The organism is Pseudomonas sp. CBC3, assembly GCF_037967085.1.
Lineage (GTDB): Bacteria > Pseudomonadota > Gammaproteobacteria > Pseudomonadales > Pseudomonadaceae > Stutzerimonas.
The window spans coordinates 1,247,507-1,260,183 of the sequence record NZ_JBANEO010000001.1 but is presented as its reverse complement, the minus strand read 5'-3'; the positions used below and the strand labels follow the sequence as shown (position 1 = coordinate 1,260,183).

Genomic DNA, 12,677 nt, shown 5'->3' with positions numbered 1-12,677 from the left:
CGTGGCTCACATTGCGCGCTACTTGCCAACTCACAGGGCTTTAGCGAATGCGTTGTGATTCATTGCGGGCCTTTGCCCTTTTCGTTCTGCTGGCAGGCTGCTGTGGCTTGGCTACGGCTGATGTCACGCCAACGCAAATCGCCCAGAACGTTCATGAATTGCAGGTAGGTGCCGTCGAATATGTCGTCGGCCACAGCGAGGCGGACTTCGAAACCGCCCATGTTGCGGCCTGGGACTGGCAGCCGCTGCAACGACCCAACCTGAAAAAGCAGCCGCAGGGCGTATGGCTGCGCTTCATGCTGCACAACACGACCGCACCGCCCGGTACCTGGTATCTCAGCCTGAAATGGCCGGTACTGGACGAGGTGCGCGTACGCCTGTTCTATCCGACCCGCAACCAATGGGGTCCGCCAATGCGGGCCGGGGACACCGTGCCGATGCGCGAGCGGCCCCAGGCCGACCACAACTTCGTCTACCCATTCGAACTGCGCGCCGAAGAAACGGCCGTGGTTTATCTGCATGTGCGGGCAGGCGAACTGATCGTCCTGCCGTTGGCCATCGCTGATGAGACGGGCTTCATTGCCGCGAAGATCGCCGACGTTGCGATGACCAGTCTGTTCTTCGGCGGCATGTTAGTGATCCTGCTGTACAACTGCAGCCTGTTCCTATTCACCCGGGACATCAGCTACCTGCTCTACGTCACCTATCTGCTCAGCGCACTGTTCTACGTGCTGAGCATCACGGGCTTCGGCCAGCTCTTTCTGTGGCCGAACACGTCGGCGTTTTCTAACCGGTTCTATGGCCTTTCAGCGGCGTTGAGTTTCTTCACGCCGCTGCTTTTCGCCACTCGCTTTCTCGACATCAGGCGCTACGGCGGCTGGGTCTGGCACGTAACGCTATTCCTCATCGGCTATTGGGCCGTAGTACTGCTGGCCATAGTCTTCGCCCCGGCGCTGACACGCTATCTAGCGATCGGGACGATGGCGCTGGTCCACTGCACGCTCAGCATGGCGGTGACCATCACGCTGTGGATCCGCGGGAATGCCTCGGCCCGTCAGTTCACCATCGCCTGGTCGACCCTGTTGTTCTTCACCGTCGCCCATCTACTGGCCCTGGAAGGCGTACTGCCGCTGAACGCCCTGACCCTCAACGGTCAGCTGATCGGCATGTTCACCGAGTTCGTGTTGCTCTCGATGGCGCTGGCCGAGCGCATCAATCACGAGCGCGAACATCGAATCGAGGCGCAGAAGAGCGCGCTGCGTTCCTCCGAGGCCCTGGCCCAGGAACGCGAGTCCCGCTTGCGCGCGCAGCAACAGACGCTGGACCTGCAAATGCGCGCCAACGAGGCATTGGAAGCCCGCGTACTCGAACGGACCCAAGCGCTGGAAGAGGCCAAGCGTGGACTGGAGCAGGTAAACGCACAACTGACCCGCATGAGCGTTACCGACGCGCTGACGCAGCTGTCCAACCGCGGCCACTTCGATCTGATGTTCGAACAGGAGATTCGGCGCGCGCAGCGCATCGACGCGCCACTGTCCGTGCTACTGCTGGACATCGACCACTTCAAACAGATCAATGACACCTATGGCCACCCCTTCGGCGACGAGTGCCTGCGCCTGGTGGCCGCCATTCTCAAACAGCACGGACAGCGCGCCGGGGATGTGGTGGCGCGCTACGGCGGCGAGGAGTTCGTCATTGCACTACCGGGTGTCAACAGCTGCCAGGCCCGCGAGCAGGCCGAGCGCATCCGCGCGGCGGTGGCGGAGCTGCACCCGACCTACGGCGATACCCGCATCGATCTGACGATCAGCATCGGCGTGGCCACGCTGAATCCACGGGCGCCTTGCTCGACGGTCCAGCTGCTGGCCGAAGCCGATGCCGCGCTCTACCGAGCCAAACGCAATGGCCGTAACCAGGTGACGGTCGCCGAACCGCACGAGCCGAGCTGACTCAGTCGAGCGTCGACGCAAAGCGCAGCCTGACCAGCAAACCGCCCAGCGTGCCCTGACCCAACTCGATGGTGGCGCGATGGGCGCGGCTGATCTCGCCGACGATGGCCAGCCCGAGCCCGGCGCCCTGACCCTTTTGCTGCACACGGTAGAAGCGCGCGAAGACCTTCTCGCGCTCCTCGGGCGCGATTCCCGGACCATCGTCTTCGACTTCCAGCACGCCATCTTCCTTCACCCGTAGCACCACGTTGCCGCCAACGGGCGTATGTGCCAGAGCATTGTCCAGCAGATTGCTCAGCAGCTCGCTGAGCAGCGTCGGCTCGCCGTGAATCCACACCGGGCGATCCGCTTCGAGAGCGATGGCGACGCCACGCTTGTGCGCCAGCGCGGCCATCGCCAGCCCGAGCTCGCGTGCCAGCTGGCTCAAGTCGAGGCGTTGCGCACCACCCTCGGCAATCGACTGCGCGCCGCTTTCGATGCGCGCCAGAGACAGCAGCTGGTTGGCCAGATGAATGACCCGGTCGGTATGCGCCTCGGCTTCTTCGAGCGTTTCCAGCCAGCGCTGCGGTTGCTGTTCGCGCAGACCCAGCTCGATGCGCGCCTTGAGCGCCGCCAGCGGCGTGCGTAGCTCGTGCGAGGCATCGGCAATGAACTGCGCCTGGCGTTCGAACTGGCCGCGCAGGCGTTCGGTGAAATGATTGAGCGCGGCCACCAGCGGCTTGAGTTCGCGCTGCACCGTGACCAGCGGCAACGGACGCAAATCGTCCGGCTGGCGCAGTTCGACCGCCTCGCTGAGCTTGCCCAGCGGACGCAACGCGGCGCTCACCGCCAGCCACACCAGCAGCAGCGCCGTGATCGCCAGCAAGCCGACCCGCCATAGGGTGTCGGAGAGCAGACTGCGCGCCATGCGTTCACGGGCACCGAGGGTTTCGGCTACGCGAATTTCGGCGATGCCGTTGAGCTCCGGCTCGCTGACCGGCTGCAACAGACTGACCAGACGCACACCCTCGCCCTTGAACTCACCGTCATAGAACCGGGCCAACGCAGGATAGTCGTCGGTGCGCCGAATATCGGCGCCTGGTGCTGGAAGATCTTCGTAACCGCTGACCAGGCGGCCGCTGATATCTAGCACTTGGTAGTAGATACGCCCGGCGCTGTCATAGGCAAAAGTATCCAGCGCCACATAAGGCACGTTGGCGCGCAGCTTGCCGTCATTGGTGACTAGCCCGTCGGCGATGGCGCGGGCCGAAGCCAGCAGCGTGCGGTCATAGGCGGTATCGGCGGCGGCGCGGCCATTCCAGTAAGCGCTCCAGCCGCTGAACAGCAGTAACAGCGCCAGCAGCACCGCCAGCCGGCGCAGCAGTCGTCCGCGCAGGCTGCCGACCTCAGCCATCGGTGGCCTCGAGCAGATAGCCGAGACCCCGGAAGGTGACGATGCGCACCGGCTGACCCTCGAGCTTCTTGCGCAGACGGTGGATGTAGATCTCAATGGCGTCGGCGCTGGCGTCCTCATCCAGACCGAAGACCTGCGCGGCGAGCTGATCCTTGCTCATCACCCGTCCAGGACGGGCGATCAACGCCTCGAGCACACCCTGCTCGCGCGAGGTCAGCGCCAGCGGCTCGCCAGCCAAGGTGAAGCGCCGGGCATCCAGATCATGAGCCAGCACGCCGCAACGCTGCTGGCGTTCGCCGCCACCGACGCTGCGCCGCAACAGCGCTTTGACCCGCGCTTCGAGTTCGGACAGCTCGAACGGCTTGGCCAGATAGTCATCGGCGCCGAGATTGAGCCCGTGCACGCGATCAGTGACCTCGCCGCGCGCGGTGAGCATGAGGACGGGTAGCGTCTTGCCGCGTTCACGCAGCCTCGCCAGCACCTGAAAGCCGTCGAGCCGAGGCAGCCCGACGTCAAGAATCGCCAGCGCATAATCCTCAGTCGCCAGGGCCAGATCGGCCGCCACGCCATCATTGAGCAGGTCCACCGTCCATCCGCCGGCGCGTAACGCCTGGGCGACGCTTTCAGCCAGTTGGGGATGGTCCTCGACCAGAAGAATCCGCATTGCCTGTCCTCTGCCACACACGGAAAGGAGCGCAAGTGTAGCGACAAGGCACGCTGCACGCTGCTTTCACTGAAAGCCTGGCGAAAGTTTCGCCGCCTAGGATCGCATGCAGGTGGCTCGAACCACCTGCTACGGCACATCGCCGTCACAACAAAAACAAGAATGGAGATACAGGATGCTGACTGCCGTCAGAACTAAACCCGCATACGCTCGCCTTACCCTCGCCGTCGCGGCCGCCTCGCTGTCGACCCTGGCGCAGGCCGATTTCCTCGAGGACAGCAGCGCCACGCTGCAGACTCACAACATCTACCTGAATCGTGATTTTCGCGAAGGGGATGGTCAGTCCAAACGTGAGGAATGGTCGCAGGGCTTTCTGCTCAATATCGAATCCGGTTTCACCGAAGGCACCGTGGGCTTCGGCCTCGATGCCATGGGCATGCTCGGCATCAAGCTGGACTCCGGCGGCGGCCGCACCGGCACCGATCTGCTCCCGGTGCATGACGATGGCAGCACCCCGGACGAATTCAGCCGCCTCGGGCTGACGGCCAAGGCGAAGATTTCCGAGACGGAGCTGCGCTACGGCAGCCATATCCCCGAAACGCCGGTGGTGATGGCCAGTGACAGCCGCACCCTGCCCCAGGTGTTCGAAGGCACGATGCTGGTGTCTCAGGACGTGACCGGCCTGAGCCTGAGCGGTGGACGTCTGGACAAGGTCATCGATCGCGCCTCGACCAACTCCCAGGATCTGCAGCTGAACAACAAGAATGGTCGTTTCGACAGCTCCGCCGAAGCCGATCATCTGACTTTCGTCGGCGCCAAGTACGCCTTCAGCGATCAGTTCACCGGCACCTATTACGCGGCGGAGCTGGACGACATCTACCGTCAGCACTTCTTCAATCTACAAATGGTTCAGCCGCTGGGCGAGGCCTCCGCGCTGACCGCCGACCTGCGGCTGATGATCAGCGACGACACCGGCGCGGCCAATGCCGGCAAGATCGACAACCAGGCCTGGAACGGGATGGTCGGCTACAGCCTCGGTGGCCACAAGATCAGCCTCGCCTATCAGCAGATGAACGGCGATACCGGCTACGCCTACATCGACGGCGGCGATCCGTACCTGGTCAACTTCGTCCAGATCAACGACTTCGCCAATGCCGAAGAACGCTCCTGGCAAGCCCGTTACGATTACAACTTCGCTTCCATTGGCATTCCTGGCCTGACCTTCCTGACCCGCTACATCTCCGGCGACAACGCCGAGTACACCGGCGGCAGCAACGGCAGCGAGTGGGAGCGCGACATCGAACTCAAGTACGTGGTGCAGAGCGGGCCGCTGAAGAATGTCGCGGTGCGCATGCGTAACGCCATGTTCCGCTCCGATTTCGCCCGCGATGCCGATGAAAACCGTCTGATCGTCAGCTACAGCCTGCCGATCTGGTAAAGCGCCCACAATAAGAATCAAAAGGAGACACCATGAAAACCGCTATCCGCCGTATCGCCCTGCTCTCGTCCTGCCTGGTCCTGTCCAGCCAGTTGTTCGCCGAGCCCAAGCGCCCCGAATGCATCGCCCCGGCCAAACCCGGCGGCGCCTTCGACCTGACCTGCAAACTGGCCCAGAGCGGTCTGAAGGATGAACGCCTGCTCGAATCACCGATGCGCGTTACCTACATGCCCGGCGGTGTCGGTGCCGTGGCCTACAACGCCGTGATCGCCCAGCGCGCTGACGATCCGGCGACCATCACCGCGTTCTCCAGCGGCTCGCTGCTGAACCTGGCACAAGGCAAGTTCGGTCGCTATGACGAAACCAACGTGCGCTGGCTGGCCGGTATCGGCACCGACTATGGCGCCATTTCGGTACGCGCCGACGCGCCTTATCAGAACCTCGACGACCTGATCGCTGCGGTCAAGAAAGACCCTAGCAGTGTAGTCTTCGGTGCCGGCGCCACCATCGGTGGCCAGGACTGGATGCAGACCGCGCTGATCGCCCGCGCCGCTGGCGTCGATCCGAAGAAACTGCGCTATGTCGCGTTCGAAGGCGGCGGCGAAACCCTCACCGCCATGCTCGGCGGTCATGTCCAGATCACCAGCAGCGGTTTGGCCGAGGTCGCGCCACAGCTCGAAGCCGGCAAGATTCGCATCCTCGCGGTGCTTTCCGATGACCGTCTGCCAGGCAAGATGTCGGACATTCCGACCGCCAAGGAACAGGGCTACGACATCAGCTGGCCGGTAATTCGCGGCTTCTACATGGGCCCGGAAGTCAGCGATGAAGACTTCAACTGGTGGAAGACGCAGTTCGACAGCCTGCTCGCCACCGAAGGGTTCGCCAAGCTGCGCGAGCAACGTGACCTGTTCCCGCTGTCGATGACCGGGGATGAGCTCACCGCCCTGGTCAACAAGCAGGTGACTGATTACAAGGCTCTCGCCGCCGAGTTCGGCCTGGTCAAGTAACACCCCGCTTGCAGTGGCTTCCGGATGGGAGCCGCTGCCGGCTCCTCTCGAGGTAACCCCCATGTACGTTCGTGTCTTCGCCGCGGCGTGGCTGCTCGCCTGCGCCGGTCTAGCGCTGCTCGCCTGGAGTTTCGAGGCGCCTTTCGCCTACGACCCGGTCGGCCCGCGCGCCTACCCGCTTCTGCTGCTGTTTCTGATGGGCTGCGGCGCGCTCTGGCTGCTCTGCAAACCACACGCGGAACCGACGCCTCCGTTCGATTGGATGATGGCCCGGCGAGCCCTGTTTTGCGTGTTGGTCCTGCTGGGCTACGCGCTGCTGTTCGAGACGCTCGGCTTCGTCATTACCACGGCACTGGCCACCTTCGCCCTGGGCCTGCTGTTCAACGGACGCCTGTGGCCCTGCCTGATCAGTGGCGTACTGATGGGCGTGCTGCTCTACGGCCTGTTCGACCTGTTGCTTGATGTGCCGCTGCCGCTGGGCGTGCTGCGCTTGCTGGAGAGCTGAAAATGGAAACCTTGAACTTCTTGATGCAGGGCTTCGATGTCGCCACGCGGCCGACGAACCTGCTGGTGGCGCTGTTCGGCGCCTTCGTCGGCACCGTTGTCGGTCTGCTGCCGGGGCTGGGTCCGATCAATGGCGTGGCCTTGCTGCTACCCCTGGCCTTTGCCCTGGGCCTGCCACCGGAAACCGCGCTCATCCTGCTGGCTGCGGTGTACCTGGGCTGCGAATACGGCGGCCGTATCTCGGCGATCCTGCTCAACGTCCCCGGCGACGCCGCGGCAGTGATGACCACCCTCGACGGCTATCCGCTGGCACGCCAGGGCAAAGCCGGTATCGCGCTGTCGCTGTCGGCAGTCAGTTCGTTCATCGGCAGCACCATCGCCACCTGTGGCGTGGTGCTGTTCGCGCCGCTGCTGGCGAAATGGGCGGTGGCCTTCGGCCCGGCGGAATACTTCGTGCTGATGATCTTCGCCATCGCCTGTCTTGGCGGCATGGTCGGTGACAAGCCGGTGAAAACCCTGATGGCGGCGCTGATCGGCCTGGGCCTGGCCACCGTCGGCGTGGACTCGACCACCGGTGTCTACCGCTTTACTTTCGGCAGCGTCAGCCTGTCGGATGGCATTCAGTTCGTCATCGTGGTGATCGGCTTCTTCAGCGTCAGCGAAGTGCTGCTGATGCTGGAAAAGACCCACAGCGGGCAGAAAGCGGTAAAGGCCAGCGGACGCCTGCTGTTCAACTTCAAGGAGTTCTGCCTGACGTTCTGGACCATGGTGCGCAGCGCCCTGGCCGGCTTCGTCATCGGCACCCTGCCCGGCGCCGGCGCCACTATCGCCAGTGCCATGACCTACATGAGCGAGAAGCGCATGGCCGGTGAAAAGGGCCGGTTCGGTGATGGCGACTTGCGTGGTCTGGCCGCCCCGGAAGCCGCCAACAACGCTTCCGCCTGCGGATCGTTGATTCCGATGCTCACCCTGGGCGTGCCCGGCTCGGGTACCACGGCGGTGATGATCGGCGCGTTGACGCTGTACAACATCACGCCTGGCCCGCTGCTATTCGAACAGCAGCCCGACGTGGTCTGGGGTCTGATCGCCTCGCTGTTCATCGGCAACGTCATTCTGCTGGTCATGAACATTCCGCTGGTCGGGCTGTTCTCCAAGATGCTCAGCGTGCCCAACTGGGTGCTGGTGCCGGCAATCACCGCCATCAGCGTGGTCGGCGTCTATTCGGTGCACAGCACGACGTTCGACCTGGTACTGATGGTCGGCCTCGGGGTATTCGGCTATCTGCTGCGCAAGCTGGAGTTTCCGCTGTCGGCGCTGATCCTCGGTTTCGTCCTCGGCGAGATGATGGAAGACAACCTGCGCCGCGCACTGTCGATCTCCGCAGGCGATCTGGGCATCCTCTGGGGCAGCCCGATCACCCTCGTGCTGTGGGCGATGGCCGCGCTGATGCTGGCAATGCCCGGCCTGCGCTGGTGGCGTCAACGCAGCCGCGCCAAGTTGAACGAGGCGCACGCCTGACATGCCGCAGCTCAGGCTTCCAGCCTGGTGGGCGACGCCTCTGGTCGGCGCCCTCGGCGGCTGGCTGGCAAGCCTGGCGAACTGGCCGTTGCCCTGGATGGTCGGTTCGCTGTTGGCAGTCATCGCGGTGCGCTGCAGTGGCTGGCTGGTAAAGGAAGTCCCCTATGGACGGCAAACCGGGCAATGGTTGATCGCCAGCGCCATCGGCCTGCATTTCACCAGCGAGGTCATGCAGCAGGTCATCGAGCACTTCGGCGTGATCCTCGCCGGCGCGCTGGGCACCCTGCTGCTGAGCCTGATCGGCCTCGCCATTCTCCTGCGCAGCGGCACCGACCGCGCCACCGCGTTCTTCTCCAGCATGCCGGGCGGCGCCAGCGAGATGGTCAATCTGGCCGGACGCCATGCCGCACAGCCGGCAATGGTCGCCGCCGCCCACAGCCTGCGCTTGCTGCTGGTGGTGCTGATCGTCCCGGCGCTGTTCACCTGGAGCCTGCCGCCAGTGGATGCCCCACCACCAGCGCCCGTGAGCTGGCCGTGGCTGGCGGTGTTGCTGCCAGCTGGCGCGCTGCTGGCTCTGCTATGGAAGAAGTTCGGTCAACCCAACCCCTGGATGCTTGGCCCTCTGACCGCTTGCGCTGCAGCCAGCGTTGGCTTCGATCTGCATTTAGGCCTGCCGGATGGGGTCGGCCAGTTCGGCCAATGGCTGATCGGATGCTCGCTGGGTTGTCACTTCGACCGACCGTTCTTTCGCAGCGCGCCTCGATTCCTGCTGCGTATCCTGTTGTTCACGCTGCTGGCGATGCTCGCCGCAGCGGGCCTGGCCGAGGCGCTGGGCTGGGCGGCGACGCTGAACCAGACGTCGCTGATGCTGGGGATGATGCCGGGCGGCATCACCGAGCTGTGCCTGACGGCCGAAGCATTGCAATTATCAGTGGCGCTGGTGACGGCGCTACAGGTGCTGAGATTGTTTCTGGTGATGTTCCTAGCCGAGCCGCTGTTTCGGCTTTGGCAGCGGACCACGCTTTAACCCGCCGATGGCGGGTTCTTTTTATCGATTGGCACTTGGCCTCTGCCGTGCGCGCGATGGCGCGCTGCACCGCTTTACCCAAAGAACCAGTAGCAGACCAGGATTGCCGCCGTAATCCCGGCGAAGTCCGCCACCAACGCGCACCCCACCGCATGCCGCGCACGCTGGATGCCGACCGCACCAAAATACACGGCAAGCACATAGAAGGTGGTCTCGGTGCTGCCTTGCACCGTCGCCGCGATCAGCGCCGGGAAGCTGTCGACGCCGTGGTTCTGCATGGTCTCGATCAGCATCGCCCGCGCCGCGCTGCCGGAGAAGGGTTTGACCAGCGCCGTGGGCAGCGCATCGACGAAACGGGTATCCCAGCCCAGTGCTTCGATCAGCCAGCGAATGCCATCCAGCCCGTAATCCAGCGCGCCGGAAGCGCGCAGCACGCCGATGGCGCAGAGCATGGCGATGAGATAGGGCAGCAGATTTTTGGAAACCTCAAAACCTTCCTGGGCGCCCTCGATGAAGCTCTCGTAGACCGGCACCTTGCGCAGCGCCCCGACAACCAGAAAGCCGATGATCAGCCCGAACAGCGTGAGATTGCCCAGCAGCGATGACAACGATGCCAGCGCGGTGGCCGAGAGCCCGGCGAGCAGCGCCATGAAGCCGCCAAGCAGCAGCGCACCAGGAATGAAATAGGCGAGCACCACCGGGTCCCAGATGCGCAGTCGCTGTACCAACGCCACCGCCAGCAGACCCGCCAGGGAGGAGGCGGTGGTTGCCAGCAGGATTGGCAGAAACACCAGAGTCGGATCTTCGGCGCCCTGCTGCACGCGGTACATGAAGATCGAAACCGGCAGCAACGTCAGCGATGAGGTGTTGAGTACGAGAAAAAGGATCTGCGCGTTGCTTGCGACCGTCTTGCTGGGATTAAGCTCCTGCAGTGCACGCATGGCGCGCAGGCCGATGGGCGTCGCGGCGTTGTCCAGGCCAAGACCATTGGCGGCGAAGTTGAGCGTGATCAGCCCCAAGGCCGGGTGCCCGGCCGGCACCTCGGGCATCAGCCGGCGAAACAGCGGCCCTAGCATGCGCGCCAGCACGTCGATCAGACCCGCCTTCTCGGCGATGCGCAGGAAACCCAGCCAGAGTGTCAGGGTGCCGAACAGCACGATCATGATTTCCACGGCCAGCTTGGCCATGGCAAACAGGCTCTCGACCAGTGCGGCGAATACCGCCGGATCGCCGCCCAGCAGCCAGCGTCCAAGCGCGGCAACGGTGGCGATCAGAAAAAAGCCCAGCCAGAGGCCGTTGAGCATGTGAGTCTCCGATTTTGACTGCACGCGATGATAGCGGTGCGGCTGGTGAACAGCCATGCGCACACGTCTGAGACGTTCGGAGGAACGAGGGGGAAGCTGCGGCACAGGCCAAGGGAGATGACGATAACTACGCTGCGCCCGAACAATCGGCTGGCATGAACGCCGGTCGATCCTGAACCGATATCTCGAAAAGGGAGTGCGAACGCTGAAGCGATTGCAAGCCGAAGGTGGTGACTCCACCTTCGGTTGCCTTTTGCTGAGCCTGGTCCCTGAAGAGGGCACTCCATGTACCCTTAGGTCACTCCGTCGAACAGAGCGTCCCGACCCCTTGGCTCCCCCGCTACGCGGGCTGACTGGTGTTCGCTGGGCGAATCACCTCAGTCTTTGTAGGCCCGCGCAACCACCGTGCGAAGGCACTGAATTCTGGCATCCCGCCTTTACTACATCCGTTGGCGTTGCAGCCGCCCTCGCGGGCGGCATCACTGCATCAGACACGCGGACCGCGACCTCGGCCGAAGATCAGCGAAGCGACGAACAGCACCAGGAAAACCACGAACAGGATCTTGGCGATACCCGTTGCAGTGCCAGCGATACCACCGAAGCCCAGTACCGCGGCGATGATGGCGATGATCAGAAATGTAATAGCCCAGCTCAGCATGGTGTTACCTCTCTTCGGTTCAAGACATCTTTTGCGGGACCGATATCAGCAATGGATCAGCTCGCGGTTTACCACTAAAAAACCCAGCGTTGCTCCGACCGCACCTGCATGTAATCAATCGTCTTCGGTGCAGGGCCGGTTTGCACGATCCCTACTGGTTGAGCGTCATACATCCGGATTCGTTCCGCTGACTCATGCTGTGCCTGGCTGAGCGGTTGCGACATCGGACGCTCGGCACCAACGATGAGAGTAACTACAGCTGCGGTTAGAAAACCTTTGCCAACCAGTGAGAAACGCGCCTGACGATTCATCCTCAAACTCCTTCTAAGCATGCGGGGCATGTCTGTCTTACCCTCTGTCTTGCTTATTACAGTGCAGACGTCATGCCAGCCTTAAAAGATCTAATTTTTGCTTTGTTTTCAATTAGTTAGATTGCCTATTAGTCCGATCGTCAACTTATATTGCACGATGCCTGCTTTGATTACCGTGCGATTTGCATGACGGACTAATCCCGGCCTCACGCTCAATGGGCCGAGCCGTGGTTGAGTCTGTGAATCTTCTCGTGGCAGGCGCGTATTTTCGGCAGCTCGATGGCCAGCAACGCCCTCACATCCGGTTCGGCGGTTTTCAAGGCATCCTCGAACGCGGCGAGGATGCGTTCCTCCGTCTGATCTAGCTGATCGATGTACACGGCATCGGCATCACCGAGGCGCGCTTTGGTGTCGGCATACATCTCGCGTAATTTGCCGGCGGTGGTGCCGCCCTGGGCCGGTTGCTCTTGGTTGGCAGCGACTTTCACCGACAGCGCCTGAATGATGTGGGTCTTGGCCTGCGCGAGGTCACGGAACAGATGCTGCAACTCGACGTCCTTTACGACCTCAAGCGCGTGTTGGTAGAAATGCTGGCCGTCGCGGGTGATCTCGATAAGCTCGTTGAGCTGACTCATGTTCTGGTTCATATGGCCTCCGGGATGACTGCTACGATGCGCGAACCGAAGCCGGTCGAGCGCGTTCCGAAGGTTTGGCCGCAAGCTGCGTGCCAGACGAACGCAAAGCCCGGTCCCTTCATAATCAAACACTTGCGAAAGCGTTCCGCTTGATGATTGATTGCAGGGTGCAGGAAAGGCCCAATGACACCGTGCAACTTGCAAGCCTTTTCGTAGACTAAAGCAGGCGCCAACATAGGCTCGGCGATCCGAGCACTCGACAACACGAC

At 62.8% G+C, this 12,677-nt stretch carries 12 protein-coding genes; 6 read left to right on the top strand and 6 right to left on the bottom strand.

Features of this window, described 5'->3' with window-relative positions:
- Positions 1 to 47 precede the first annotated feature (47 nt).
- Positions 48 to 1,949 (top strand): sensor domain-containing diguanylate cyclase, encoded by a 1,902-nt coding sequence (locus V6943_RS05755; protein WP_445324111.1) that lies wholly within the window; start codon positions 48 to 50, stop codon positions 1,947 to 1,949.
- 1 nt (position 1,950) lies between these two features.
- Here V6943_RS05755 and V6943_RS05750 read toward each other — a convergent pair whose 3' ends face one another.
- Together V6943_RS05750 and V6943_RS05745 are read right to left on the bottom strand one after the other, a co-directional pair.
- A complete protein-coding gene (locus V6943_RS05750; RefSeq protein WP_340552854.1) occupies positions 1,951 to 3,342 on the bottom strand; it encodes a sensor histidine kinase in 1,392 nt (463 codons plus the stop codon).
- Entirely contained in the window at positions 3,335 to 4,006 is a 672-nt protein-coding gene (locus tag V6943_RS05745; protein WP_131651348.1) for a response regulator, read from the bottom strand. The genes V6943_RS05750 and V6943_RS05745 overlap by 8 nt, the downstream gene beginning before the upstream one ends.
- A 175-nt stretch (positions 4,007 to 4,181) precedes the next feature.
- Here V6943_RS05745 and V6943_RS05740 point away from each other — a divergent pair, with 175 nt between their 5' ends.
- The 5 genes from V6943_RS05740 to V6943_RS05720 all read left to right on the top strand — a co-directional run bounded on the left by V6943_RS05740 (position 4,182) and on the right by V6943_RS05720 (position 9,500).
- Positions 4,182 to 5,444, top strand: a complete 1,263-nt coding sequence (locus V6943_RS05740; RefSeq protein WP_340552853.1) for an OprD family porin — start codon at positions 4,182 to 4,184, stop codon at positions 5,442 to 5,444.
- Positions 5,445 to 5,476: 32 nt separating this feature from the next.
- Positions 5,477 to 6,451: a Bug family tripartite tricarboxylate transporter substrate binding protein gene (locus tag V6943_RS05735; protein ID WP_340552852.1), complete on the top strand. Its 975-nt coding sequence runs from the start codon at positions 5,477 to 5,479 to the stop codon at positions 6,449 to 6,451.
- 61 nt (positions 6,452 to 6,512) lie between these two features.
- Positions 6,513 to 6,956: a tripartite tricarboxylate transporter TctB family protein gene (locus tag V6943_RS05730; RefSeq protein ID WP_340552851.1), complete on the top strand. Its 444-nt coding sequence runs from the start codon at positions 6,513 to 6,515 to the stop codon at positions 6,954 to 6,956.
- A gap of 2 nt (positions 6,957 to 6,958) precedes the next feature.
- On the top strand, positions 6,959 to 8,473 hold the full coding sequence (locus V6943_RS05725; RefSeq protein ID WP_131651344.1) for a tripartite tricarboxylate transporter permease: 1,515 nt from the start codon (positions 6,959 to 6,961) through the stop codon (positions 8,471 to 8,473).
- Position 8,474: 1 nt separating this feature from the next.
- The gene (locus tag V6943_RS05720) at positions 8,475 to 9,500 is read left to right on the top strand and encodes an AbrB family transcriptional regulator (protein ID WP_340552850.1); all 1,026 of its coding nucleotides are present in this window, start codon (positions 8,475 to 8,477) and stop codon (positions 9,498 to 9,500) included.
- A 74-nt stretch (positions 9,501 to 9,574) separates the two neighbouring features.
- On the opposite strand, the gene V6943_RS05715 is transcribed toward V6943_RS05720, so the two are convergent.
- The 4 genes from V6943_RS05715 to V6943_RS05700 all read right to left on the bottom strand — a co-directional run bounded on the left by V6943_RS05715 (position 9,575) and on the right by V6943_RS05700 (position 12,420).
- Positions 9,575 to 10,804, bottom strand: coding sequence for a nucleoside recognition domain-containing protein (locus V6943_RS05715; RefSeq protein ID WP_131651342.1), 1,230 nt, complete (start codon positions 10,802 to 10,804; stop codon positions 9,575 to 9,577).
- A 487-nt stretch (positions 10,805 to 11,291) separates the two neighbouring features.
- Entirely contained in the window at positions 11,292 to 11,462 is a 171-nt protein-coding gene (locus V6943_RS05710) for a DUF1328 domain-containing protein (protein WP_003282841.1), read from the bottom strand.
- Between the two features lie 74 nt (positions 11,463 to 11,536).
- Entirely contained in the window at positions 11,537 to 11,773 is a 237-nt protein-coding gene (locus tag V6943_RS05705; RefSeq protein ID WP_131651341.1) for a hypothetical protein, read from the bottom strand.
- A gap of 212 nt (positions 11,774 to 11,985) precedes the next feature.
- Positions 11,986 to 12,420, bottom strand: coding sequence for a PA2169 family four-helix-bundle protein (locus V6943_RS05700; protein ID WP_181103059.1), 435 nt, complete (start codon positions 12,418 to 12,420; stop codon positions 11,986 to 11,988).
- Positions 12,421 to 12,677: the final 257 nt, after the last annotated feature.

What these genes read in the sequence shown, in the direction of transcription:
- V6943_RS05725 (WP_131651344.1), top strand. Translation starts at nt 6,959, where the DNA reads ATGGAAACCTTGAACTTCTTGATGCAGGGCTTCGATGTCGCCACGCGG.
- V6943_RS05715 (WP_131651342.1), bottom strand. Translation starts at nt 10,804, where the DNA reads ATGCTCAACGGCCTCTGGCTGGGCTTTTTTCTGATCGCCACCGTTGCC.
- V6943_RS05740 (WP_340552853.1), top strand. Translation starts at nt 4,182, where the DNA reads ATGCTGACTGCCGTCAGAACTAAACCCGCATACGCTCGCCTTACCCTC.
- V6943_RS05735 (WP_340552852.1), top strand. Translation starts at nt 5,477, where the DNA reads ATGAAAACCGCTATCCGCCGTATCGCCCTGCTCTCGTCCTGCCTGGTC.
- V6943_RS05700 (WP_181103059.1), bottom strand. Translation starts at nt 12,420, where the DNA reads ATGAACCAGAACATGAGTCAGCTCAACGAGCTTATCGAGATCACCCGC.
- V6943_RS05755 (WP_445324111.1), top strand. Translation starts at nt 48, where the DNA reads ATGCGTTGTGATTCATTGCGGGCCTTTGCCCTTTTCGTTCTGCTGGCA.
- V6943_RS05730 (WP_340552851.1), top strand. Translation starts at nt 6,513, where the DNA reads ATGTACGTTCGTGTCTTCGCCGCGGCGTGGCTGCTCGCCTGCGCCGGT.
- V6943_RS05745 (WP_131651348.1), bottom strand. Translation starts at nt 4,006, where the DNA reads ATGCGGATTCTTCTGGTCGAGGACCATCCCCAACTGGCTGAAAGCGTC.
- V6943_RS05750 (WP_340552854.1), bottom strand. Translation starts at nt 3,342, where the DNA reads ATGGCTGAGGTCGGCAGCCTGCGCGGACGACTGCTGCGCCGGCTGGCG.
- V6943_RS05710 (WP_003282841.1), bottom strand. Translation starts at nt 11,462, where the DNA reads ATGCTGAGCTGGGCTATTACATTTCTGATCATCGCCATCATCGCCGCG.
- V6943_RS05720 (WP_340552850.1), top strand. Translation starts at nt 8,475, where the DNA reads ATGCCGCAGCTCAGGCTTCCAGCCTGGTGGGCGACGCCTCTGGTCGGC.
- V6943_RS05705 (WP_131651341.1), bottom strand. Translation starts at nt 11,773, where the DNA reads ATGAATCGTCAGGCGCGTTTCTCACTGGTTGGCAAAGGTTTTCTAACC.